The organism is Intrasporangium zincisolvens, assembly GCF_034724055.1.
Lineage (GTDB): Bacteria > Actinomycetota > Actinomycetes > Actinomycetales > Dermatophilaceae > Monashia > Monashia zincisolvens.
The window spans coordinates 866,508-888,543 of sequence record NZ_JAWIIL010000001.1 but is presented as its reverse complement, the minus strand read 5'-3'; the positions used below and the strand labels follow the sequence as shown (position 1 = coordinate 888,543).

Here is a 22,036-nt window from a genome sequence, read left to right as displayed (position 1 = left end):
GCGCTGGGGAGGTCCGATCGTGCGAGTGGACACGACGACCTGGCCCGACGCGTCAGCTCCGCGCCTCCCGACGCGCCTCGAGGCGGCGCAGCACGGGCGTCGCGAGGACGCCGTGGACGAGGACCGACAGGGCGATCGTCGCCGCGACGGTGGCCCAGAGCCAGCGCTCCTCGGGGAAGGCGTGCTCGCCGGCCGCCCACGCGAGGTAGTAGAGGGTGCCGATACCGCGGACCCCGAAGAAGGCGGCCGCCCGCCGCTCGGCCGGTTCGAGGCCGCCCGGCTCGTCGACGCGTCGGGGCCGCACCGACAGGGCGAGCCAGCCCGCGACCGGGCGGACGACGAGGACGATCGCGACGGCGACGACGGCGCCCCGCCAGTCGAGGGCCGACAGCATCCCGTTCGTCATCCCCATGCCGAGGAGCATGAGGACGACGAGCGTGAGCAGCCGTTCGAGGCGGGAGACGACCTCGTGCATCGCCCGGTGGTACTCGTGACCGCGCTCGGCCGCCCTGATCGTCATGCCGCAGGCGAAGACCGCGACGAACCCGTAGCCCCCAACCACCTCGCTCAGCCCGTAGGTCGCGACGAGGGCCGCGATGGCGAGCAGCGGCTCGCCCTGCTCGGCCAGGCGCAGCGAGCGCCGCGGCGAGCGGAACGCCACCTTCGCGAGCAGCCAGCCGACGCCCATGCCGATCGCGACGCCGATCGCCAGCTTGCCGAGCAGGTCCCACGCCACCCAGCCGCCGATCCAGCCACCGACCGGACCGAGGGCGGCGAGGAAGACCGCGGCGTGCACGAACGGGAACGCCAGGCCGTCGTTGAGACCGGCCTCCGACGTCAGCGCGAAGCGCACCTCGTCGGCCTCGTCGACCTCCTCGAGCCCCTCGGCGTCGGCGTCGACGTGCGGTCCGCCGACCTGCACGTCGCCGGCGAGCACCGGGTCGGTCGGCGACAGGGCCGCGCCCAGCAGGAGCGCGGCCGGCGCCGCGACGCCGAGCCCCCACCCGAGCAGCGCCACCGCCGCGATCGTCACCGGCATCGCGACGACGAGCAGCCGCCACGTCGGCGACCAGCGGCGCCACGTGGCGCGGTCGCGCAGGCTGAGCGGCCGGTCGAGCGCGAGGCCCACGCCCATGAGGGCGACGAGGACGGTCAGCTCGGTGACGTGCTCGACCTGGGCGCGGATGTGGACGGGGTCGAGGACGAGGCCCTGGGGCAGCGGCAGCAGCCCGATGACGGCCCCGAGCGCCAGCAGGACCATGGGCGCCGACACGGCGTACCGCTCGAGGGCCGTGGGCAGCACCGCAGCGAGCAGCAGGGCGAGCCCGAGGATGAGGTAGACCGCGCTCGCCGACACACGACGCATCGTCGCACCTCGTGGCACCTCGGTCGTGACACAGTGGCCCCAGCCCAGCTCGACGCGCCCGAGGAGGCAGCACCGCGTGGACCGTCCTGCCCTGCCGGACGCCGTGCGCCGGGCGGTCGCCCACGTCGGCGCCCGGGCAGCCGGCGCCCCGCTCGACCCGACGCTGCGCGTCACCCTCAACTTCCACCCGGAGCGGCTCGAGGGCGTCACCCACGGTCGCACCGTGCTGGCCCGGCTCGCCGACGACGGCGTGTACCGGTCGCAGTTCGAGACGCGCACGAGCAACGGCGGCCTGACGGCGCACCCGGGCGGGACCGGTGGCGCTGGGAGAGCCGGATGTTCGGCGGCGCGTACGACGCGGCGCACCACGCGCTCCGGCCCCGGTATGGGGCCCTCGACCTGCACCGTCGCCCGAACGGCGCCGCCCCGCGTTTCGGCTCGAGCCACCTGCGGCTGGCCCCGCACACCCTCGACCGCACGACGTTCTGCTTCCCCGACAGCGTCTTCGAGCCCACGCTGTTCGGCACGGCCGACGCGTTCGCGCTCGCCGAGGCCGCGGCGTCGGGCGGCTACGACCTGCTCGACGACTACGTCGAGGCCCACGTCCACGGCGTCCTCGACGTGCGCGACGATGTCGAGGCCCTGGTGCTCGACCCGTCGTTCCGCGGCACCCTCGTCGAGGACGACGCGGGCCGGCTCGGCGTGCCCGTCGAGTGGCACGTCGGCTACCGGCTGCCGGTCGAGGTGCTGCGGGCCCACCCGGACTACCGCGGGCCCGACGTGGTCGCGCTCGGCGAGCGCGTCGCCGTCGACGGCGTCCTGACGCCGCGCGTCGTGGGCGAAGCCGCCGCGACGGGCGAGCACGACCCGCAGACGCTCAAGCGCGTCTGGCACCACCTCGCGCGCTTCGGCCTCGGCAGCCCGGGCCACCCCGCCCCGTGAGCCCTCGCGCACTGCTCCCGTGGTGGGAGCAGTGCGTGAGGATGACGCCAGGTCAGGCCACGCGGTTGACGGTCTTCTGGATGCCCGCGATGAGGCGGGAGTAGTCGTCGGTCGGCGACCCGCCGAGCACCGACCCCCAGGCCGGCACGAGCTCGGCGCCGTAGCGGTGCCCGAACCCGTCGGGCGGGTCGTGGCCGACCGCCATGTCGGTGGTCAGCTGCCAGAAGGTGGCGAACGGTATCCACGTGACGTCCGGGTTGACGTCACGCCCGCGCGGCTCGCGCAGCCAGTCGGGCTGCTCGCCGAGCAGGGCGGGGTTCCACCACACGACGGGGTCGGACGGGTGCTGGGCGTAGACGAACCGCGGGAAGTCCCACGCGCCGTACGGACGCCCGTAGTAGTCGTGGGTCAGCTGGTCGCCGCTCGCCGCGAAGCGCACGTGCAGGCCGTCGTCGACGACGGGGACGATCTCGGGCGAGCCCTCGTTGCGCCGGGCCGTGAGGCTCGCGGCGATGCCGGTGAAGCTCGGCGTGCCGACCCACACCCCGCCCTGGGCCCGCGCGAGCATGTCGGCCTCGTCGCGGAAGGCCCCCTGGCCGCCGTAGGACCCGAGCGACTCGCCGCCCACGACGAGCTGCGGCCGGTGCCCCTCGGGGAGGGTCTTCCACACCGCGTAGACCTTGTCGAACAGGGCCGTGCCGGCCGCCCGGGGAGTGTCGCGGTCGGTGAGGATGGCGAGCGCGCTCGGCAGGAACGAGTACTGCATCGCGGCGATGGCGGAGTCGCCGTTGCTCAGGTACTCGATGGACTGGGCCGACCAGTCATCGACCCACCCGGTGCCGGTGGTCGTGATGACGGCCAGGACCTTGCGGTCGAAGGCCCCGGTGCGCCGCAGCTCGCGCACCACGGCGTCGGCGACGTCGTCGATGGTGCGGTCGCCGGTGCGCCCGGCGTAGACGCGGATCGGCTCGACGGCGTCGCGTCCCGTCGCCGCCGAGATCTCCTGTGGCGTGGGTGCGCTCGTGACGAACATCTGCCCCTGGTAGCCGAGGCTGGCGTACGACTCGTACGACCCCGGGCCTCCGGACATCAGCGTCGAGCGCGGCGCGGGGCGGTTCGAGGGCGCCTCCGCGTTGACCTTGGCGGCCACGGCGGCGAACGCGTCGAGGCCGCGGTGGAACAGGACGCTGTCGGTGACCCACGCGGTGGCCGTGGCCACGACGACGACGGCGATCATCGACGCCACGGCCTTGGGCAGCACGTGCCCGGCGGCCTCGGCCAGGCCGCGCGTCATGCCGCGCAGGCCGCGGGCGACGAGCAGGAACAGCACCGCGATGGCGGCCGCGAGCGCGAGGGCGAGCGCCCAGTCGAGGGGGTCGAGCGGCTCGAGGCGCACGACGGCCGCGGTGCGGGCCTGCGAGCGCACGTTGGCCACGGTGATGCCGATGACGGCGACGGCCCCGAACACCGGGGCCGCGACGCGGATCCAGTGCCGGGCCTCGCCGCTGACGTGCACGCGCAGGTCGATGAGCCGCGCGAGGGAGCGCACGACCCACGCGACGAGGACACCGAGCGCGTAGCCGACCGACGCGCAGAGCCCGCTGATGAGCCCCTGGTAGTACCAGGTGCGCGGCAGCAGGCTCGGCGACATCGAGATGAGGAAGTACGCGGCGCCGAAGAGCAGGCCGGTGCGGGACAGGTGCCACCACCGGCGGCCCAGTCGCAGGTCACGGGTGGCGTCGGGCACGGTTCCAGCGTATTTCGCGGGTGGGCCGCCCCGCCTCGGGTTTGTCCCTGACCCGTCCCTGAGTCGGGATGCGCGGGGGCACACGAGGCACACGAGGCACACGGGGCAGGATGGGCGGGTGAGCCGCGACGACCAGCGCATCAGCACCTTCGCCCGCGACGGCCTGCGGTTCGACGTCGACGACACCGGGCCGCTCGGTGGCGAGGTCGTCGTCCTCCTGCACGGCTTCCCGACCGACCGCACGAGCTGGCGGGCGGTTGCGCCCCTGCTGCACCAGGCCGGCCTGCGCACCCTCGCCCCGGACCAGCGCGGGTACTCCCCCGGCGCGCGCCCCACGGGTGTCGACGCCTACCGCCTCGAGGAGCTCGTCGCCGACGTGCTCGCGCTCGTCGACGCGTCGGGCCGCGAGCGCGTCCACGTCGTCGGGCACGACTGGGGCGGCGCCATCGCGTGGCTGCTCGCCGCCAACCACGCCGGGCGCGTCGCCTCGCTGACGGCCCTGTCGACCCCTCACCCGGCCGCGCTCGGGCGCGCCTGGCGCGGTGGCTGGGACCAGCGGCGCCGCTCCTGGTACATGGCCGCCTTCCAGCTGCCGAGGCTGCCCGAGCAGGTCATGGCCCGACGCTTCGAGGCGCTGATGCGCCGCAGCGGGCTGCCCGAGGAGGACTGCCAGCGCTACGCCCGGCTGCTCGGCACGCCGGCCGCCATCGCCGGCCCCATCGACTGGTACCGGGCCGCGCGTCGCTCGACCGTGCCCGCCCACCGGGTCCGGGTGCCGACGACCTACGTCTGGGGCCGCGAGGACCCGTTCCTCGGCCCCGACGCCGCGCGCCTCACCGTCGAGCACGTCGAGGCCCCGTACGAGCTCGTCGAGCTCGAGGCCGGCCACTGGCTGCCCGAGACGCGCGCGGCCGAGTGCGCCGCCGCGGTCGTGCGCAGCGTCGCCCGGGCGTCCGGCGCCTGACGTGCCCGCCGGCGACCACGCGCGCGATGCGGGGAAGAGACCGTCGCCGGGGTAGGTTGCACGACCGTGGAGATCGACATCTGGCAGGACATCGTGTGCCCGTTCTGCTACGTCGGCAAGCGCCGGCTCGAGGAGGCGCTCGCCGGTTTCGAGCACGCCGACGAGGTGACGGTGCGCTGGCACAGCTTCGAGCTGGACCGCGGCGCCGAGCCGGTGTCCGACGCGCCGCTCGTCGACCTCGTCGCCGCCAAGTACGGCATCTCCCGCGAGCAGGCCGTCGAGCAGCACCGTTCGCTCGCCGCGGCCGCCGCCGGCGTCGGGCTCGAGTTCAACTGGGAGCAGGCCCGGTACGGCAACACCTTCGACGCCCACCGGGTCGTGCACCTCGCCGCAGAGCATGGCCTCGCCGATGCCGCGCACGAGCGGCTCATGCGGGCCTACTTCACCGACGGCCTCGCCGTCGGTGACCGCGACACCCTGGTGCGCCTCGCGGCCGAGATCGGCCTGGACCCCGACGCGGTCCGCACCATGCTCGACTCCGACGACTACGGCAACCACGTGCGCAGCGACGAGGCCACGGCCAAGATGCTCGGCATCGAGTCGGTCCCCTTCTTCGTCCTCGACCGCCGCTACGGGGTCTCCGGGGCGCAGCCGGTCGAGGTCTTCGCCGAGGCCCTGCGCACGGCGTGGGAGCACCGCGACGACACCCGGGAACCGGTCACTGCCGGCGCCGGCTGCGGGGGTGGCTGCGGAGCCGGCGGCTGCGGAGGCGTCTGCGGGCGCTGACCGGCGCCTACGGTGGGTCCATGGCCCACCCGACGATGTACGAGGACGCCGACCCGTACCTGACCCGGCTGCGCACCATCTGCCTCGCGCTGCCCGGTGCCGACGAGAAGGTCTCGCACGGCCGTCCCAACTTCTTCACCCGCAAGGTCTTCGCCGTCTACGGCGGGGTGGTCAAGGGCGACCACGACCCTGAGCCCTTCCGCCAGGCCCTCCTGGTCCTGCCCGAGGAGACCGACCGGCTCGCGCTGCTCGAGGACGAGCGGTTCGTCGTGCCCGGCTACTACGGTCCGTACGGCTGGCTCATGCTCGACCTGCGCCACCGAGACGGCGTCGAGGGCGTCGACTGGGACGAGGTCGGCGAGCTCGTCGACGCCTCCTACCGGCGCACCGCGCCGGCGCGGCTCGTCGCCCGGCTCGACGCGTCCTGACCGCTCCGCACCCGCGCGTTCCGCCGATTCGGGCCCGCGGTCGCTCCGCGCGGTCTACCGTGAGGTCAGAAAACGGACAAAAGCCAGAAAAGGTGCACCGATGCGTCCTCGCCCCTTCACCGCCCGGATCGCCACCGCCGCAGCAGCCCTCGCGCTCGCCGCGTCGGGAGTCGTCGGCACCGCCGCGGCATCGGGCGCCGCCACCCCGACGCCCGCCCAGCAGGTCCTGACGCTCGTGAACGCCCAGCGCGCCAAGGCCGGCTGCCGCGCCCTCCGCGTCGACCTGCGCCTGCAGCGCGCGGCGCTCGGGCACTCGGTCGACATGGCCAAGCGAGGGTACTTCTCGCACACGAGCCTCGACGGCCGCACGTTCGTCACCCGGATCCGCGCCCAGGGCTACACCGGCCGGCGCCTCGGGGAGAACATCGCCGCCGGCTACCGCACGCCGAGCGCCGTCATGACCGCGTGGATGAAGAGCCCGGGCCACCGCGCCAACATCCTCGACTGCCGCTACACCGCCATCGGCATCGGCGTCGCCACCGGCGGACCCTACGGCGTCTACTGGACGCAGGACTTCGGCGGCTGACCCATCCGACCCCCACCGGGCCTCGCGCGGCCGTAGGGTGTGGCTCCGTCCGCCACGCGCCGTGGGCGGCACATGCGTCGAAAGGTCTGCGGGTGGCTGATGACACCGGCCAGGAGCCGTCACGTCGGCGGGCCGTCGTCGTGACCCTCGTGGCCTCCGTGCTGCTCGTCACCGGTGGTCTGCTCGCGCTCAAACGCTCGATCGACGAGGACCTGCCGCGCTTCCCACCTCCCACGCCGACGACCACGTCCGCACCCGCCGCGCCCGCCGCGTCCGGCTAGCGTGGCCGCCATGGACGCATGGCACAGCCAGGACCGTCACCTCGTGCGCCTCGAATGGGGCCCCGACGCGTCGGTCGCCCTGGCGCGGCACGCGCGCGACGCCGGCTCGCAGGTCGTGGCGGTCGTGGCCGACGTGCTCAGCTTCACGACGTGCGTGTCGGTCGGCGTCGACCGAGGGGTGCGCGTGCGGCCCTACCGCTGGAGGGACGCGTCGGCCGCGGCGTTCGCGGAGGCGCACGGTGCCGTGCTCGCGCAGCCGCGCGGACCGGTGGAGCCGGACGGAGACGCGTCGGGCCGGGTGAGCCTGTCCCCCAGGTCGATCCGCACCGCGGAGGGCCTGACCGATCTCGTCCTTCCCTCCCCCAACGGCTCGACGGTCTGTGCCGGGCTCGCCGAGGCCGGGGCGGAGGTCGTCGCCGCATGCCTGCGCAACCGCACCGCGGTGGCCCGCCACCTCGCGGGCCGGTTCACGGCGAGCCCGAACCGGCCGCCCGTCGTGCTCCTCGTGCCGGCCGGTGAGCGGTGGCCCGACGACTCGCTGCGCCCGGCGGTCGAGGACCTCTGGGGCGTCGGCGCGGTGGCCGACGCGTTCGCGCGCCTCCTCGAGCACCGCGCCGGTCCCCTGCTGCTCAGCCCCGAGGCGCGGGTCGCGGTCGCCGCGTGGGACGCGGTGGCGGGGTCGGTCGAGTCGGTCGCCGCCGACCTGCACGCCTGCTCGAGCGGGCGAGAGCTCGAGGCGAAGGGCTATGCCGACGACGTCGTCGTGGCCGCCGAGCTCGACGCGTCGGAGGTCGTACCGGTGCTGCGCGACGGCGTCTTCGTCGCCGCCTGATCCGGGGCGACGAGCGCCCTCCTGGCAGGCCGATGCCTGCCGCTCACCGCCCACCGCCGGCGGCACCGTCACGGGTCATCAGCCGCCACGACCCTTCGGAGACGACCTCGACCTCGCCCTCGACGACGGCGATGGCCGTCTGCCCGTCGGTGACGTATGCGGGTCCGGAGATGCCCTGGATCCAGCTCTCCGCCTCGGCCATGGTGTTGCCCGGCATCCCCTCGGGAGCGACGTGCGGGAAGATCGAGAAGTCGACGAGCCCCAGGGTGCTGACATCGCCGGTCGGTGGCCTCCACTGGATGAAGTCCTCGCCCACCTCGGGGGTCATCACCATGCTTCCAGCACTCAGCCCCACCCACACCGACCGGTCCAGCGACGGCAGCAGGTCGGTCAGCCCCGACTCCCGCATCCAGTGGGCCAGGTAGAGCACGTCCCCGCCCGCGACCAGCAGCACGTCCGCCTCTTCGACGACGGGCACCCAGCGGTCGGCGCCGATGCTGGGCAGCGCAGTGAGCTCCAGCACCCCGACGGACTTCCATCCCAGGCCGACCATGGGGTTCTCGGACGTCCCGCTGATGAACTGCCAGGCCTTGGTGCCCGGCCCTCCCATGGGGTGCCCGTACATGGCCGTGGGGATGCACAGGGCCCGCGACTCGGCGATGGGCTGGTCCAGCATGCCGACGAGGGCCGCGTGGATGCTCGGGTTGGTGACTCCACTGTCGGTCAGCAGCAGCTTCATGTGTCTGGCCTCCGGGTCTCGGTGTGTGCGGTCACTGGGACCACGAACGACAGGGGGCGACTGCGACAGGGTCCCGACCAAGGATGGGGCATCGGGTCGCGCCGTGGGGCGGGCGGCGCCCCCGAGGACGGTCGACACCACACGCGCCATCAGCGCTCGGACACGGGCCCCTACTGGCCCAGAGCGGTCCAGAAGACCGACGCGGCCCGCGACGGGCGCCCGGTGCGACGCTCGGACCAGTCGGCGGAGGTCATGAGGGCCGTGACCGCGTTGACACCGAGCCACCGGAGCGGCTCCGGCTCCCAGTTGCGAGAGGTGCGCCCGGCCCACGGCAGGCTCGTGAGGTCCTCGGGGTCCTCGCCGCGGATCATCGCGGCGAGCGTGCGGCCGGCGAGAGCCGAGGTGGCGACGCCGTCGCCGACGTAGCCGCCGGCGAACGCGAGCCCGGTGTGCCGGTCGTGGCGCACCGACGGGAACCAGTCGCGCGGCACCCCGAGGTTGCCGCCCCAGGAGTGGGTGAACGCGACGCCGGCCAGCGCCGGGAACAGCTCGGTGAGGATGGTCCGCAGGCGGGCGTGCACGCGGTCGTCGCGGTCGTACAGCGGCGACACCTTCGACGCGTAGTGGTAGGGAGCACCCCTGCCGCCGAAGGCGATCCGGCCGTCACGGGTGCGCTGGCCGTAGATCGTCAGGTGCCGGTTGTCGGCGAAGGTGACGCGCCGCTCGAGCCCGATGTGGTCCCAGACGTCGTCGGGCAGCGGCTCGGTGGCGGTCATGAGCGAGTAGACCGGGGCGATGGCGCGGCGACGCCCGGCGACGGTCGGGGTGTACCCCTCGGTGGCGAGCACCACGTGCTCGGCGCGCACCGTCCCGTGCGGCGTGACGACGCGGTGGGCGCCGACCGCGGTGGCCGGCGTCTGCTCGTGCACGACAGCGCCGCGTCGTTCGACGGCCCGGGCGAGCCCGCGCACGAGCCGGGCCGGGTGCAGCGCCGCGCAGTGCGGGGTCCAGGCACCGCCGAGCGCGTCGCCGACGCGGACGTGGTCGGACACCTCGTGCACGTCGAGCAGGCGCAGGTCGTCGTCGCCGAAGCCCCACTCGCGGCTCTCGGCCACCTCGGCCCGCACGCGTTCGAGCTGGGCAGGGTTGCGGGCCACCGACACGTAGCCGCCCTGCTCGAAGTGGCAGTCGATGTCCTCCTCGGCGGCGATCCGGCCCACATCGGCGACCGTGTCGTACATCCGGCGCTGCATCCGCACCGCGGCGTCGCGGCCGCGCTCGGTGGCCATCCGGTGCAGCGAGGCCGGGAAGAGGGCCGAGCACCAGCCGCCGTTGCGGCCCGACGCCCCGAAGCCGGCCACCTCCTTCTCGAGCACGGCGACGCGCAGCGACGGGTCGGCACGCACGAGGTGGTAGGCGGTCCACAGCCCCGTGTAGCCCGCCCCGACGACGGCGACGTCGACGTCGACGTCGCCGGGCAGGGACGGGCGCGGCGTGAAGTCGTCGTCGCACGTGTCGTGCCACAGGCTCAGGCCCCGGTAACCGCTCGGTAGCATGCCGGGATCATGCCACGGCGACCTGTTCGCGCAACCTCTCCCGAGGGCCCATCTCATTGGAATCAGGTTCCAACACCTACGGATTCCGTAGGTATGCCTGATCCTGACCACCCCTTCCGTAGAATCGCCCGACACGGCATCATGCCGACATGAGCACCGTCGACCGCGCCCGCCTCGCCGACCTCCACGCGCGCGAGCGCGAGTCGTTCACCGCAGCCCGCCCCCGGTCCCGCGAGCTGGCCGAGCGGGCCCGGGCGCACATGCCCGGCGGCGTCCCGATGAGCTGGATGGTCAAGTGGCCCGGCGACCACCCCGTGTTCGTCGACCACGCGGCGGGCGCCCACTTCACGTGCGTCGACGGCATCGACCACGTCGACCTCTGCCTCGGCGACACCGGCGCGATGATGGGCCACTCGCCGGCCCCCACCGTCGAGGCCGTGACCCGACAGCTCGCGCGCGGCATCACGACGATGCTGCCGACCGAGGACGCCATCGCCGTCTCGGGCAACCTGGCCGACCGCTTCGGGCTGACGTACTGGCAGTTCACCCTGACGGCCACCGACGCCAACCGGCACGCCATCCGCTATGCGCGCCACCTGACCGGCCGGTCGAAGGTCGTGGTGCACAACTTCTGCTACCACGGGTCGGTCGACGAGGCCTTCGCGACGATCGGCGAGGGCGGCACGACTGTCGACCGCCGGCACAACATCGGCGCCCCGGTCGACACCGCAGAGACGACGCGCGTCGTCGAGTTCAACGACCTCGACGCCCTCGAGAAGGCGCTCTCGCACGGTGACGTCGCGGCGATCCTCGTCGAGCCGGCGCTGACGAACATCGGCATCGTGCTGCCCGACGACGGCTACAACGCCGGCGTGCGCGAGCTCGCGACGAAGTACGGGGCGCTGCTCATCAACGACGAGACGCACACGATCTGCGCGGGTCCCGGCGGCTACACCGGGGCGCACGGCCTCCAGCCCGACCTGCTCGTCATCGGCAAGTCGATCGGGGGCGGGATCCCCTGTGGCACCTTCGGATTCACGCAGGACATCGCCGACCGCATCGCCCGGTCCGTCGACCTCGAGGACATCGACGTGGGCGGCATCGGCGGCACGCTCGCCGGCAACGGGCTGTCGATGGCCGCGATGAAGGCGACGCTCGAGCAGGTCATGACGCCGGCGGCTTTCGAGCACATGGTGCCGCTCGCCGACGCGTGGGCCGACGGCGTACAGGCCGGCATCGACGCGGTCGGCGCCGACTGGCACGTGACGCGCCTCGGCGCCCGGGCCGAGTACAACTTCTCGGGGCAGCCGTCGCGCAACGGCCAGGAGGCGCACGACTCCGACGACTTCGAGCTGCAGCAGTACCTGCACCTCTACGCGCTCAACCGCGGCATCCTGCTGACCCCGTTCCACAACATGGCCCTCATGTGCCCCGACACGACGGCGGCCGACGTCGAGGCGCACACGACGATGTTCCGGGCCTGCCTCGAGGAGCTCTTCGCCTGAGCCGCAAGGACGTCCGCGACCGAAAGGCGTCGGGCTAGCCGCGCAGCAGCGCCTCCACGAGGGCCGGCAGCGCGACGGCCGCGGTCTCGCGGACACGGTGGTGCGCGACGTCCGACACGTCGGTGTCGCGCGGGTTGACCTCGACGACGACCGCGCCGGCGCCGCGGGCCACGACCGGCAGGCCCGCGGCCGGGTGCACGATGCCCGACGTGCCCACGACGAGCACGACGTCGGCCGCCTCGACGGCCGCCAGCCCGCGCTCCCAGGCGTCCTGCGGCAACATCTCGCCGAACCACACGACGCCGGGGCGAACGAGCCCGCCGCACGCATCGCACCTCGGCGGGTCGATGCGCTCGGTCTCGCTGTGCGGCAAGGCAACCGGCGCGTCGTACGGTGCGCCGCACGACGCGCAGCGGAAGCTCGACAGCGCCCCGTGCAGGTGTACGACGTCGACGCTGCCACCGCGCTCGTGCAGGTCGTCGACGTTCTGCGTCACGACCGTGACGGCCTCGACGCCGGGCACCCCAGTGAGCGCCGCGACGGCCAGATGACCGGCGTTCGGCTCGACGTGCCGCACTCGCTCGAAGCGCCACAGGTACCAGGCCCAGACGAACGCCGGGTCGCGCTCCCACGCCTCGACGGTGGCGAGGTCCTCGGCCTCGTACTGCTCCCACAGGCCGGTCTGGGCGTCGCGGAAGGTCGGCACGCCGCTCTCGGCCGACATGCCCGCGCCGGTGACGACCGCGAGGCGATGGGCCCCTCGGACAGCGTCGACGACCTCGGGTGCAACCACCATGCGGACAGCGTCGCACAGTCCGCGCGCACCGCCTGACGGCCCGGGCTGCCGTGGCTAGCCTTGCGAGGGACGCCCCACCCACGCATCGCCGACCAGCCGCCGATCAGCCGCCGATCCATGGAGTCCCGTTGAGCACGACGCCGCCGTCCCCCACCCCGACCACCCCGTCCGCTCCCGCGCCTGCCTCGGCATCGGCCCCGGCACCCGCCGCGCGCCGCACGACGCGTCTGGGCATCGTCGGCGCCGGCGCCGTGGGCGCCACGCTCGCCTACGCGGCCCTGATGCGCGGCACCGCGCACACCGTCGCGCTCTTCGACATCGACGCCAAGAAGGTGCAGGCCGAGGCGCTCGACCTCAGCCACGGCATCCAGTTCGTGCCGATGGCGCACGTCGTCGGCTCCGACGACGTCGCCGTGCTCGCCGACTGCGACGTCGTCGTGTTCACGGCAGGGGCGAAGCAGAAGCCGGGCCAGTCGCGGCTCGACCTCGCGGAGTCGACGATCGGCATCGTCCGCTCGCTGCTGCCCCGGCTCGTCGAGGTCGCCCCGGATGCCGTGCACGTCATGGTGACCAACCCCGTCGACGTCGTCACGTGGGCGGCCCTGCAGGTGTCCGGGCTGCCCGACACGCAGCTCTTCGGCTCGGGCACGGTGCTCGACTCGTCGCGGCTGCGGTTCCTCCTCGCCGAGCACCTCGGCGTCGCGGCCCAGAGCGTGCACGCGTACGTCGTCGGCGAGCACGGGGACTCCGAGCTGCCGCTGTGGTCCTCGGCGAGCGTCGGCTCGGTGCCGTTGCTGTCGTGGCCCGGGCCCGACGGCCGACCGGCCCTCGACGAGACGGCTCGCGACCGCATCGCCGAGGACGTCGTGCAGTCGGCGTACCGGATCATCGAGGGCAAGGGGGCCACGAACTACGCCATCGGGCTGGCCGCGACCCGCGTCGTCGAGGCCCTCCTCAACGACGAGCGACGCATCCTGCCGGTGTCGAGCCGCCTCACCGACTACCTCGGCATCAGCGACGTGTGCCTGTCCGTGCCGGCGATCGTCCACGCCGGCGGCGTCGGCGACCGCGTCGAGGTGCCGATGACCGACGCCGAGCTGGCCGGGCTGCGCCGCTCCGCCGAGGCGGTCCGGGCGACGGCCCGACGCTTCGGCTTCTGAGGGGTTCGGTCCCCGGGGCCCGGCGGTCGCCGAGCGTTCAACGCATCGTCACGCTCCCGACGCGCGATGACGTCGGAGCGCTCCTAGCGTCGTGGGGTCGGACCGCCCGGCATCCCCCACCCCCAGGAGCCCCGATGCGACCCACCACCCGGACGACCACGCTGCGCGCCCTGGCAGCGGCGTGCCTCACGACCGCCACCGCACTCGCGCCCGTCGCCGCCATCTCCGCCTCCGCCGACACCGGCGGCGCGGCGAAGCCCGGTCCGGTGCCGCCCCAGAAGACGCAGTTCGACCTGCAGGCGCACCGCGGCGGCATCGGCCTCACCACCGAGGAGACGCCGCAGGCCTTCGCCAAGGCGCTCGAGCTCGGCGTCAGCACCCTCGAGCTCGACACCCAGGTGACCAAGGACCTCAAGGTGGTCGTCACCCACGACCGCCAGGTCAACCGCACCAAGTGCGCCGACACGGGCCCGGTGACGCCCGGTGACCCGCTCTACCCGTACGCCGGAAAGTACGTCAAGGACCTCACCCTCGCCCAGATCAAGACGCTCGACTGCGGCTACCAGCAGCTGCCCGGCTTCCCCGAGCAGGAGGTCGTGCACGGCGTGAAGATGGCCGAGCTCAAGGACGTCTTCGCCGTCGTCAAGACCCACCACGCCGGCCAGGTCATGATGAACATCGAGACGAAGGTCGAGGCCGGTGCGCCCGAGCAGACCGCCCCGCGGGACGTCTTCGTGCGCCGGGTCTGGGAGGAGATCCACGCCTCCGGTCTCGAGCGGCAGGTGACGATCCAGTCGTTCGACTGGGGCTCGCTCATGGCCATGCACCGGCTCGCACCTCGCCTGCCGCTCGTCGCGCTGACGAACTACGACTTCCTCGAGGTCGGCAAGCCGGGGGCCTCCCCGTGGCTCGGCGGCATCGACGCGGACGACTTCGGCGGTGACCTCGTCGCGGCGGCGGCCTCGATCGACGGCGTCACGGCGGTGTCGCCGAACTACGGCTTCCCCCAGAACGGCAAGGTCGGCGACCCCGGCTTCCGGTTCTACCCCGACGCGACGATGATCCGCGACGCGCACGCCCGCGGCATCAAGGTCATCCCGTGGACGTGCGACGACCCGGCGACGATGGCGGCGCTGCTCGACCTCGGCGTCGACGGCCTCATCACCGACTACCCGAACCGGCTGCGTGACCTCATGGCCGAGCGCGGCATGCGTCTGCCCAAGGCCTACCCCGCCGCCTGACCCGCCGCCTGACGGGACGCCGCGTCCCCGCCGGCGTGTCGCGGCGTCCGCACGGCGTGTCGGCGACCTGCGTGCGCCAACGGTCGTCGGTGGGGGCCTCGCGCGGCTGCGTGGATGCTCGCCGCACCGTCGACCGGATCGGGCCATGATGGGGCGGTGAGCACCGCGCGGGCGACCTACCACCACGGGGACCTGCGCCGCGCCCTCCTCGACGCCGGTCTCGAGCTCGCGCAGGAGGGTGGGCCCGACGCCGTCGTGCTCCGTGAGGCGACGCGTCGGGTGGGCGTCTCGGCGAACGCCGCCTATCGCCACTTCGCCGACCGCGACGCGCTCCTTGGGCACGTCGTGTCCCTCGCCCAGGCCCGTGCCGCGGACGTCATCAGCGACACGATGGACGCGGCCGACCTTGGCCCCGACGCCGGGGCCCGGGCACGGGCCCGGTTCCGCGCCGTCGGCGTCGGCTACCTCCGCTTCGCCATGGACGAGCCCGGGCTGTTCCGCACGGCCTTCGCCGTGCCCGTCGACCTGTCCCGGGCCGCCTCGCCCGAGGCCGCCGGACGCGCCGGGCGCACCCCCTTCCAGCTGCTCGCCGAGTCGCTCGACGCCATGGTCGACACCGGCGTCCTGTCGCAGGCGCAGCGCCCCGGAGCCGAGCTGCTCGCGTGGTCGGCCGTGCACGGCATGGCCATGCTCGCCCTCGAAGGGCCGCTGCGCGACCTGCCCGCGAGCGCCATCGCCGAGCTGGCGCCCCGCCTCGTGACGATGGTCGACCTCGGTCTCGGGCTCACGACCGACCCGACGACCGAGCCCGCCGACGCGTCTTCCTAGGGTGGGGGCTTGACGAGCGAGACCGCCCAGCAGACCGAGCAGACCGACGACCGGCCCTTCGTCCTCGACCGCACGACACCGGCGTTCTACACGCGTCTCGGACCCGACCTCTACGCGCCGACGATCCACACCCAGGGCGCCTGGCGCGAGGACGAGCAGCACATGGCGCCGGTCAGCGGGATCATCGCGCACGCCATCGACCGGCACGAGCCTCGCGAGGGCATGCAGCTGGCCCGCGTCTCCTACGACATCCTCGGGATGATCCCGGCGCGGCCGAGCCGCGTCGAGGTCCGCACCACACGGCCGGGGCGCACCATCGAGCTCGTGGAGGCGGTGCTCAGCGTCGACGACCGGCCGGTGGTCCGCGCCGAGGCCTGGCGCCTGGCCCGGCACGACTCCACCGACGTGGCCGGCGTCGAGCTCGACCCGATCCCCGGGCCCGACGAGCTCGAGCCGTGGGAGGGCATCGACACGTGGGAGGGTGGCTACATCCGCGGCCTCGAGTTCCGCACCGACCCGGCCCGTCGCCCCGGCCGCACGCGCACGTGGATCCGCACCGACAACGCGCTGGTCGACGGCGAGTCCTGCTCCCCCACAACGGATCTCATCCGCCTCGTCGACACCGCCAACGGCATCGCGGTGCGCGTGTCGCCGCGTGAGTGGATGTTCCCCAACGTCGACCTCACGATCCACCTGTTCCGCGAGCCGGTGCACGGCTGGGTCGGGTTCGACACCCGCGTCAGCATGGGCACGACCGGCCTCGGCCTCACCGCGACGACGCTGCACGATGCCGCCGGACCGGTCGGGCGGGCCGAGCAGGTGCTGACGGTGCGCCGTCTGCCGGCACGCTGAAACCAGCTCCGCCACAGGACTTCCGACGTCGCGACAACCTTCTGCCCGCTCGACGCGTCAGGGTGGGTGGTTGCGCGCGCCGAGAACGGTGCGCGCTGCCACAATGAAGGGCGCGCTCGCGCCGATCCAGCCGCCGCGATGCCGCGGGGCACCAGACAGGGGACACCATGAGGCAGCTCGACCTCGGCAGGACTCGGATCGCGGGGGCCACGGCCGCCCTCGCCGTCGTCACGGCAATCGTCGTGTCGGCTCCGGTCGCCCGCGCCGACGACGCCACCGGCACACCGACGCCGCCTGCGACGTCGACGAGCGCGTCGGGCACCTCGGGGGCGGGCTCGACCGACCCGACGACGACCGACACCAGCACCGGCACGACCACAGCCCCGCCGACGACGTCCACCACCACACCACCGCCGACCACGCCTCCCCCGACCACCACACCGCCGACCACGCCTCCTCCGCCCGTCGCGGTCGTGTCGGCGGCCAGCGGCGTCTGGAAGGTCAAGGACCTGCAGGTGCGGCTGCGGCTCGTGCGCTCGACGTACTGGCCCTACGCCGTCTCCGGCACGTACGGCTCGACGCTCGGGCAGAAGGTCCTCGCCTTCCAGCGCGACCAGAGGCTGGCGGCCAACGGCGTCGTCGACCGGGCCACGTGGACCCGGCTCGTCGCCCTGACCCGCACCGCCACGGCGGTCTCCGCCGGCAGCGGCGTCTGGAAGGTCAAGGACCTGCAGGTGCGGTTGCACCTCGCCGGCTCCGCGTACTGGCCGTACGCGATCTCCGGCGTCTACGGCTGGACGCTCGGCCAGAAGGTCCTCGCCTTCCAGCGGCTGCAGAACCTGCCGCAGTCCGGGGTCGTCGACCAGCGTACGTGGGCCCGGCTCGTCGCCCTGACCCGCACGGTCACGGTGCTCGGCCCGGGCTCACCGGCCGCCAACGTCCGCGAGCTGCAGCGTCGGCTCGGCACGAAGGGCCTCTGGCCGTACGCCGCGTCGGGGGTCTACGGGTGGACGCTCGGCCAGAAGGTCCTCGCCTTCCAGCGCGTGCAGATGCTGGCGGAGTCCGGGGTCGTCGACCAGCGCACGTGGGCCCGGCTCCTCGCCGTCACCTACGTGCCCGGCACCTTCGACAAGCACCGGTTCGCGGCCGGGCTGCGCCCGATCCTGCCGAAGGTCGGCTCGCTCGACCCGCGCTGCCGCGTCGGACGCGTCATGTGCGTCAGCAAGGACACCCGCACGCTGACGTGGGTCGTCGACGGCAAGCCGCTCATGGTCATGTGGGCCCGCTTCGGCGGCCCGGGGCGGGAGACCCGGGAGGGCACCTTCCGCGTCTCGCGCAAGTACGAGTACGTGATCTCGAACCTCTACTTCACGCCGATGCCGTACTCGATGTTCTTCTCCGGCGGCCAGGCCGTGCACTACTCGTCGAACTTCGCGCGCCTCGGCTACGCCAGCTCGAGCCACGGGTGCGTCAACATCGCCGACCACGCGCAGGTCAAGAGCCTCTTCTTCAAGGTGCGCGTCGGTGACAAGGTCGTCGTCTACAACTGAGCAATCGCGGTCAGGCGGCGTGGGTGCGGTCTGGGTGAGGATCACGTCGTGAGCAGCGCCACCGACACCTTCGCCGCCTGGCTCGACGTGCTCGTCGACACCCTCGACGAGCCCGGCCTGACGGGCGAGGAGTTCGCGGCGCGGCTGCACCTGTCGCGGTTCCACCTCGACCGGGTCGTCAGTGCGGCGGCGGGCGAGGCGCCGAGGACCCTGCGCCGCCGGGTGCTCCTCGAGCGCGCCGCCTTCCGCCTCGCGGCGAGCCGACGCTCCGTCCTCGACGTCGCCGTCGAGGCGGGCTACGGCTCGCACGAGGCCTTCACCCGGGCGTTCCGACGCGCGTACGGCGAGGCGCCGTCGGCGTGGCGCGAGCGCCCGGGAGCGATCCGCGTCGAGGCGGGCAACGGCATCCACTTCCACCCGCCGGCGGGAATCCGCCTGCCGGCCCGGCGAAGGGTCACCGCCATGGACCTCCTGCAGCAGATGGTCGAGCACCACGTGTGGCTCGTCGGCGAGATCGTCGAGTGCGCCGGACAGCTGACCGACGAGCAGCTCGACGAGCCGATCGTCCTGTCGGTCGAGGACGACCCCGACCCGTCGACGCTGCGCCGCATCATCAGCCGCCTCGTCGGCCAGATGGCGATGTGGAACGCGACGATGGCCAGCCAGGAGTACGACTTCTCCGTCGAGATCGACGAGTCGCTGACGTCGGCGCGGCGCCGGCTCGCCGAGGCGGCCCCGGTCTTCGTCACCCACGTGCGCGAGGCCGTCGAGAAGGGCCAGCTCGACGACGTCTTCGTCGACGCCGCGAGCGACCCGCCGTACGTGTGCAGCTACGGCGCGATGGTCGCGCACGTCCTGACGTTCGCCGCGCACCGGCGAACCCTGGCCGTGCTCGCGCTCGACAAGCACGGCGTCGGGCGGCTCGGGTGGGGCGACCCCATCGAGTGGATCGACGCCGAGGTCAGGTCACGCTGAGCCCGCGCGACCCCGCGCCGGGCGGCATCACTCGACGGTCGTCGTGACCTCGCTGCCGAGCTCGACGGTGCGACTGACGGTGCACCACTCGTCGTGCGAGCGCTTGACGAGCTTGGGCAGCATCTCGCGGGCGGCGTCGCCGCCGTCGCCCTCGGGGAAGCGGACGCGGAAGCGCACCTCGATGTCCTGCAGGTGGTTGCCGTTCTCGTCCTTGACCTTGTCGGCGGTCACCTCGACCTCGAACTGCTCGGGCTCGGCCCGTCGCGTCGTCACGGTGTCGACGTCGACGGCGGTGCAGCCGGCGATGCCCGCGAGGAGCAGCTCGACCGGCGAGAGCTCGTCGGTGCCCGAGCTGACGGTGATCGAGCCGCCGCGCTGGTTGCGGACCGTGTAGCGGCCGACGCTGTCGCGGGTCAGGGTGACGCGACGCAGGTCGTCGGGGTTTCTCTCGGTGTTGCTCTCGCTCATGGGATGCAGCCTCTCAGAGGTCGTGGGGTGGCAGGCGACCGCGTCCGGGGCCGCGTCTGTCGTGGAGCTGGGCGAGGCGACGGTCAGAGCCAGGCGTCGGCGAGCAGCTCGTAGGTGCGCAGCCGGTCTTCCGGGTCGTAGGCGCCGCACGTGACGACCACCTCGTCGACGCCGGTGGCCTCGACGAAGCCGGACAGGCCCTCGCGCACGGAGTCGGGCGTGCCGACGAGCGACACGCGCGTCATGTCCAGGACAGCCTGCCGCTCGGCCGGGCTCCACCGCGACAGAAGGGTGTCGATGTCGCCGGTCGGCTTGGTCACGCCGCCGCGACGGCCGGTGACGATGCTGTGGAAGCGGGCGAGGACGCTGGTGTAGAGCCGCTCGGCCTCGGCCTGGGTGTCGGCGACCATGACGTTCATCCCGGCCATGGTGCGGGGCGCGTCCAGCCCGCCCGGCAGTACCGACGGCGTGAAGCGCGAGCGGTACACCTCGAGCGCGCTCATGAGCGCGGCGGGCGCGAAGTGCGAGGCGAAGGAGTACGGCAGGCCGAGCGCGGCCGCCACCTGGGCGCCGCCGTGGCTCGAGCCGAGGATCCACACCGGCACCTGGGTGCCCTCGCCGGGCACCGCCCGCACCTTGGCGTCGGGGTCGGGCTCGCCGAGGTAGCCGAGCAGCTCCTCGACCTCGCCGGCGAAGTTCATCGCGGCGGCCTCGTTGCGGCGCAGGGCGCGGGTCGTGAACGGGTCGGTGCCGGGGGCGCGCCCGAGCCCGAGGTCGATGCGCCCGGGGTGCATCGTCGCGAGCGTGCCGAACTGCTCGGCGACGACGTACGGCGCGTGGTTGGGCAGCATGATGCCGCCGGCCCCGACGCGGATGGTCTCGGTGTGGTCGGCGACGTGGCCGATGAGCACCGCCGTCGAGCTCGACGCGACGCCGCGCATGTTGTGGTGCTCGGCCATCCAGTACCGCCCGTAGCCCCACTTCTCGGCGTGGCGTGCGATGTCGACGGTCGCGGCGATCGCCTCGCCGGCGGTGCCGCCGTCGGCGACGGGCACGAGGTCGAGGATGTTCAGCTGGGCGGTCGGCTTGGTGCTGGAGGAGCTCACGAGGGTGCCAACCGACGCTCCGGGTCGAGGTATTCCGCCGCGCCGCAGCGCGCGCGTCCACCTCGACCCGGCCGACGTCGGCACGACACGCGTGCCGTGGGTCAGTCGGCGGGCGCCTCCGGGCCGTCGGAGATCTGGCGCAGCGTGGCGACCACCGTGACCTCGGGCCAGTGCCTGGCGTGCAGCTCGGCGAACTCCCGCTGGTCCGCGACGGCCTCCTCGAGGCTCTCGTACTGCATGATCGCCCAGCCGCCGACGACCTCCTTGGACTCGGCGTACGGCCCGTCCACGCGGCTCACCTCACCGCGGCGGACGACGAAGTTCACGGCGTCCTCCGTCCCGTACAGCCCGCCGCCGTCGAGGAACACGCCCTTGGCGGCCCGCTCCCCGATGTGGACGTCCATCGCGTCGAACAGCGCCTTGGGCGGCGTGCCGACGCCCTCTTCCATCCTGACGAATCCCATGAATCGGGGCATCTCGGTCTCTCCTCGTGCTCTTCGGGTCGTTGCCTGTCATGCCTGCGTCGAACGGCCACCGGGCTGTTCGACACCGATCCTCGACTTTTCTCACGGGAGGGCGAGCTGCACGATCTGGTCGCCGTTGTCGGGGCAGAACGCGTTGACGCCCGCCGCCATGAGCTGCTTGGTGCGCAGCGCGTCGCCGGTGTTGCCGAGCGGCTTGCCCGCGTCGTCGACGGCGATCTGCTTGAGGGTCACCCCACCGTTCTTCAGCGCCCAGCACGTCGTGGTGCCGGTCTCGAGGTCGTCGCTGAGCGTCGCGGCCGTGACGTCGACGCCGCGGTTGCGGGCGTCGAGGACGAAGCGCGCCTCCGGCTCGCTGATGCTCGGACGTGCAGTCGCGATGTCGGAGGGCAGGTCCTGCAGCGTCGGCGCGTCGCTGCCGCACGCCGCGAGCGTCGCCGCTGTCGCGACGGCCGCCACGGCGAGGACGGTCGGGCGCAGGGGGTGGGCGCGGCGTCGCAGGCGGGTCACGGTGTCCATCGTTACCCTGAACGCGTGAGCGACGCGGATCGTCCCGACGACATCGGCGGCAGCACGCGTGCCGGTGCTCCGCAGGTCGGCCGGTTCTCCGACACCCCCCTCGCGGCCGGGTCGGTGGCGGCCGGGCTGGCCGGTGTCGTCGTCGGGTTCCTGTTCGTGCCGCAGCTGCTCGCGCTCGCCCTCGGCGGGCTGAGCCTGGCCCGGCGCGAGGCGAACGGCCGCGGCCGCGCCCTCCTCGGCATCGGGCTCGGGCTGCTGACGACACTCCTGTGGGGCGTCGTCCTCGCGCTCCTGCTCAAGTGGTGGGTCACCTCGCCCTGAGCAGTG

General features: G+C 73.5%; 23 protein-coding genes and 1 pseudogene. 15 read left to right on the top strand and 9 right to left on the bottom strand.

All coding sequences use genetic code 11. The annotated features are described in order from the left end of the window. Positions 1 to 52: 52 nt before the first annotated feature. Positions 53 to 1,357 (bottom strand): cation:proton antiporter, encoded by a 1,305-nt coding sequence (locus tag RY076_RS04015; RefSeq protein ID WP_413785735.1) that lies wholly within the window; start codon positions 1,355 to 1,357, stop codon positions 53 to 55. Between the two features lie 34 nt (positions 1,358 to 1,391). Between RY076_RS04015 and RY076_RS04005 the strand changes: the two are divergent. Next, positions 1,392 to 2,308: pseudogene (locus tag RY076_RS04005) on the top strand (DUF3626 domain-containing protein). 52 nt (positions 2,309 to 2,360) lie between these two features. On the opposite strand, the gene RY076_RS04000 reads toward RY076_RS04005, so the two are convergent. Then, a complete protein-coding gene (locus RY076_RS04000; protein WP_323096300.1) occupies positions 2,361 to 4,055 on the bottom strand; it encodes an alpha/beta hydrolase in 1,695 nt (564 codons plus the stop codon). A gap of 118 nt (positions 4,056 to 4,173) precedes the next feature. On the opposite strand from RY076_RS04000, the gene RY076_RS03995 reads away from it, so the two are divergent. The 6 genes from RY076_RS03995 (at position 4,174) to RY076_RS03970 (ending at position 7,932) form a co-directional block, all read left to right on the top strand. Then, entirely contained in the window at positions 4,174 to 5,019 is an 846-nt protein-coding gene (locus tag RY076_RS03995; RefSeq protein ID WP_323096299.1) for an alpha/beta fold hydrolase, read from the top strand. A 66-nt stretch (positions 5,020 to 5,085) separates the two neighbouring features. After that, positions 5,086 to 5,805, top strand: a complete 720-nt coding sequence (locus RY076_RS03990) for a DsbA family oxidoreductase (protein ID WP_323096298.1) — start codon at positions 5,086 to 5,088, stop codon at positions 5,803 to 5,805. A gap of 20 nt (positions 5,806 to 5,825) precedes the next feature. Continuing rightward, entirely contained in the window at positions 5,826 to 6,233 is a 408-nt protein-coding gene (locus tag RY076_RS03985; RefSeq protein ID WP_323096297.1) for an MmcQ/YjbR family DNA-binding protein, read from the top strand. Between the two features lie 100 nt (positions 6,234 to 6,333). Continuing rightward, on the top strand, positions 6,334 to 6,819 hold the full coding sequence (locus RY076_RS03980) for a CAP domain-containing protein (RefSeq protein WP_323096296.1): 486 nt from the start codon (positions 6,334 to 6,336) through the stop codon (positions 6,817 to 6,819). Positions 6,820 to 6,911: 92 nt separating this feature from the next. Next, the gene (locus RY076_RS03975) at positions 6,912 to 7,100 is read left to right on the top strand and encodes a hypothetical protein (RefSeq protein WP_323096295.1); all 189 of its coding nucleotides are present in this window, start codon (positions 6,912 to 6,914) and stop codon (positions 7,098 to 7,100) included. Positions 7,101 to 7,110: 10 nt separating this feature from the next. Next, positions 7,111 to 7,932, top strand: coding sequence for a 2-phosphosulfolactate phosphatase (locus tag RY076_RS03970; protein WP_323096294.1), 822 nt, complete (start codon positions 7,111 to 7,113; stop codon positions 7,930 to 7,932). Between the two features lie 43 nt (positions 7,933 to 7,975). On the opposite strand, the gene RY076_RS03965 is transcribed toward RY076_RS03970, so the two are convergent. Both RY076_RS03965 and RY076_RS03960 read right to left on the bottom strand, forming a co-directional pair. Next, positions 7,976 to 8,671: a Type 1 glutamine amidotransferase-like domain-containing protein gene (locus tag RY076_RS03965; protein ID WP_323096293.1), complete on the bottom strand. Its 696-nt coding sequence runs from the start codon at positions 8,669 to 8,671 to the stop codon at positions 7,976 to 7,978. Between the two features lie 170 nt (positions 8,672 to 8,841). Then, positions 8,842 to 10,227 carry an NAD(P)/FAD-dependent oxidoreductase gene (locus RY076_RS03960; RefSeq protein ID WP_323096292.1) on the bottom strand — a complete coding sequence of 462 codons (1,386 nt, stop codon included), beginning with the start codon at positions 10,225 to 10,227 and terminating at the stop codon, positions 8,842 to 8,844. 149 nt (positions 10,228 to 10,376) lie between these two features. Here RY076_RS03960 and RY076_RS03955 point away from each other — a divergent pair, with 149 nt between their 5' ends. Beyond that, positions 10,377 to 11,732, top strand: a complete 1,356-nt coding sequence (locus tag RY076_RS03955; protein WP_323096291.1) for a transaminase — start codon at positions 10,377 to 10,379, stop codon at positions 11,730 to 11,732. A gap of 34 nt (positions 11,733 to 11,766) precedes the next feature. Here the strand turns inward: RY076_RS03955 and RY076_RS03950 are convergent, their stop codons facing one another. Continuing rightward, complete coding sequence (locus RY076_RS03950; protein WP_323096290.1) at positions 11,767 to 12,528, bottom strand: NAD-dependent deacylase; 762 nt, start codon at positions 12,526 to 12,528, stop codon at positions 11,767 to 11,769. A gap of 227 nt (positions 12,529 to 12,755) precedes the next feature. Here RY076_RS03950 and RY076_RS03945 point away from each other — a divergent pair, with 227 nt between their 5' ends. The 6 genes from RY076_RS03945 to RY076_RS03920 all read left to right on the top strand — a co-directional run bounded on the left by RY076_RS03945 (position 12,756) and on the right by RY076_RS03920 (position 19,134). Next, complete coding sequence (locus tag RY076_RS03945; protein ID WP_323096391.1) at positions 12,756 to 13,688, top strand: L-lactate dehydrogenase; 933 nt, start codon at positions 12,756 to 12,758, stop codon at positions 13,686 to 13,688. Between the two features lie 134 nt (positions 13,689 to 13,822). Then, positions 13,823 to 14,929 (top strand): glycerophosphodiester phosphodiesterase family protein, encoded by a 1,107-nt coding sequence (locus RY076_RS03940; protein WP_323096289.1) that lies wholly within the window; start codon positions 13,823 to 13,825, stop codon positions 14,927 to 14,929. A 156-nt stretch (positions 14,930 to 15,085) separates the two neighbouring features. Next, positions 15,086 to 15,757, top strand: coding sequence for a TetR/AcrR family transcriptional regulator (locus RY076_RS03935; protein ID WP_323096288.1), 672 nt, complete (start codon positions 15,086 to 15,088; stop codon positions 15,755 to 15,757). Positions 15,758 to 15,766: 9 nt separating this feature from the next. After that, positions 15,767 to 16,609: a thioesterase family protein gene (locus RY076_RS03930; RefSeq protein ID WP_323096287.1), complete on the top strand. Its 843-nt coding sequence runs from the start codon at positions 15,767 to 15,769 to the stop codon at positions 16,607 to 16,609. Between the two features lie 167 nt (positions 16,610 to 16,776). Continuing rightward, positions 16,777 to 18,159 (top strand): L,D-transpeptidase family protein, encoded by a 1,383-nt coding sequence (locus tag RY076_RS03925; protein ID WP_323096286.1) that lies wholly within the window; start codon positions 16,777 to 16,779, stop codon positions 18,157 to 18,159. A 48-nt stretch (positions 18,160 to 18,207) separates the two neighbouring features. After that, positions 18,208 to 19,134 (top strand): helix-turn-helix transcriptional regulator, encoded by a 927-nt coding sequence (locus tag RY076_RS03920; RefSeq protein ID WP_323096285.1) that lies wholly within the window; start codon positions 18,208 to 18,210, stop codon positions 19,132 to 19,134. Positions 19,135 to 19,161: 27 nt separating this feature from the next. Here the strand turns inward: RY076_RS03920 and RY076_RS03915 are convergent, their stop codons facing one another. The 4 genes from RY076_RS03915 to RY076_RS03900 all read right to left on the bottom strand — a co-directional run bounded on the left by RY076_RS03915 (position 19,162) and on the right by RY076_RS03900 (position 21,709). Continuing rightward, positions 19,162 to 19,602, bottom strand: coding sequence for an OsmC family protein (locus RY076_RS03915; protein ID WP_323096284.1), 441 nt, complete (start codon positions 19,600 to 19,602; stop codon positions 19,162 to 19,164). A gap of 83 nt (positions 19,603 to 19,685) precedes the next feature. After that, the gene (locus tag RY076_RS03910) at positions 19,686 to 20,708 is read right to left on the bottom strand and encodes an LLM class flavin-dependent oxidoreductase (RefSeq protein WP_323096283.1); all 1,023 of its coding nucleotides are present in this window, start codon (positions 20,706 to 20,708) and stop codon (positions 19,686 to 19,688) included. Between the two features lie 101 nt (positions 20,709 to 20,809). After that, positions 20,810 to 21,184, bottom strand: a complete 375-nt coding sequence (locus RY076_RS03905) for a YciI family protein (protein ID WP_323096282.1) — start codon at positions 21,182 to 21,184, stop codon at positions 20,810 to 20,812. A gap of 90 nt (positions 21,185 to 21,274) precedes the next feature. Next, entirely contained in the window at positions 21,275 to 21,709 is a 435-nt protein-coding gene (locus tag RY076_RS03900) for a hypothetical protein (protein ID WP_323096281.1), read from the bottom strand. A gap of 15 nt (positions 21,710 to 21,724) precedes the next feature. Here RY076_RS03900 and RY076_RS03895 point away from each other — a divergent pair, with 15 nt between their 5' ends. Further along, positions 21,725 to 22,030 carry a hypothetical protein gene (locus tag RY076_RS03895; RefSeq protein ID WP_323096280.1) on the top strand — a complete coding sequence of 102 codons (306 nt, stop codon included), beginning with the start codon at positions 21,725 to 21,727 and terminating at the stop codon, positions 22,028 to 22,030. Positions 22,031 to 22,036: the final 6 nt, after the last annotated feature.

Excerpts from the sequence above, each read along its gene's own strand:
- RY076_RS03985 (WP_323096297.1), top strand. The coding sequence starts at position 5,826 with ATGGCCCACCCGACGATGTACGAGGACGCCGACCCGTACCTGACCCGG.
- RY076_RS03980 (WP_323096296.1), top strand. The coding sequence starts at position 6,334 with ATGCGTCCTCGCCCCTTCACCGCCCGGATCGCCACCGCCGCAGCAGCC.
- RY076_RS03900 (WP_323096281.1), bottom strand. The coding sequence starts at position 21,709 with ATGGACACCGTGACCCGCCTGCGACGCCGCGCCCACCCCCTGCGCCCG.
- RY076_RS03955 (WP_323096291.1), top strand. The coding sequence starts at position 10,377 with ATGAGCACCGTCGACCGCGCCCGCCTCGCCGACCTCCACGCGCGCGAG.
- RY076_RS03965 (WP_323096293.1), bottom strand. The coding sequence starts at position 8,671 with ATGAAGCTGCTGCTGACCGACAGTGGAGTCACCAACCCGAGCATCCAC.
- RY076_RS03960 (WP_323096292.1), bottom strand. The coding sequence starts at position 10,227 with ATGCTACCGAGCGGTTACCGGGGCCTGAGCCTGTGGCACGACACGTGC.
- RY076_RS03950 (WP_323096290.1), bottom strand. The coding sequence starts at position 12,528 with ATGGTGGTTGCACCCGAGGTCGTCGACGCTGTCCGAGGGGCCCATCGC.
- RY076_RS03915 (WP_323096284.1), bottom strand. The coding sequence starts at position 19,602 with ATGAGCGAGAGCAACACCGAGAGAAACCCCGACGACCTGCGTCGCGTC.
- RY076_RS03925 (WP_323096286.1), top strand. The coding sequence starts at position 16,777 with ATGAGGCAGCTCGACCTCGGCAGGACTCGGATCGCGGGGGCCACGGCC.
- RY076_RS03940 (WP_323096289.1), top strand. The coding sequence starts at position 13,823 with ATGCGACCCACCACCCGGACGACCACGCTGCGCGCCCTGGCAGCGGCG.
- RY076_RS03905 (WP_323096282.1), bottom strand. The coding sequence starts at position 21,184 with ATGCCCCGATTCATGGGATTCGTCAGGATGGAAGAGGGCGTCGGCACG.
- RY076_RS03970 (WP_323096294.1), top strand. The coding sequence starts at position 7,111 with ATGGACGCATGGCACAGCCAGGACCGTCACCTCGTGCGCCTCGAATGG.